The following is a 379-nucleotide window of genomic DNA, read 5'->3' as shown; positions in this document are numbered from 1 at the left end:
GCTCCGCGATTTGCGCTGGCGCGGGGTGGAGCAGCCCGGTAGCTCGTCAGGCTCATAACCTGAAGGCCGCAGGTTCAAATCCTGCCCCCGCAACCAATTACAAAAAAAGTTACCAGGATCAGCTATCGCGGGCGGAAAAGCTTCGCTTTCCCTTGGCGATCGGTAGCTCATCGTTCGCTAAAGCTCACCATAACCTGAAGGGTGAGCAACGCGAATGGCTCAAATCCTGCCCCAAAACCAATCTTCCTTCCCCCCCAAGAACAATATCGCTCCCGCCAAGACTTCTTCTTCGATGGCAATCCTAGCTCAGCGTGTCTCTTACTCTTCAGATTCCAGAATGCAGCATTGCTCCGGCACCGGCACGAGCATCGCGCTGCTT

Annotated in this window: 1 tRNA gene; it reads left to right on the top strand. The window is 55.4% G+C overall.

From position 1 onward, the window contains the following. Window positions 1-19: 19 nt before the first annotated feature. Window positions 20-96: transfer RNA gene (locus tag PH558_RS34150), tRNA-Met, on the top strand. Window positions 97-379 lie beyond the last annotated feature (283 nt).

It is taken from the genome of Rhizobium pantanalense (assembly GCF_030182525.1).
Classification (GTDB): domain Bacteria; phylum Pseudomonadota; class Alphaproteobacteria; order Rhizobiales; family Rhizobiaceae; genus Rhizobium.
This window is presented reverse-complemented; position numbering and strand designations above follow the sequence as displayed.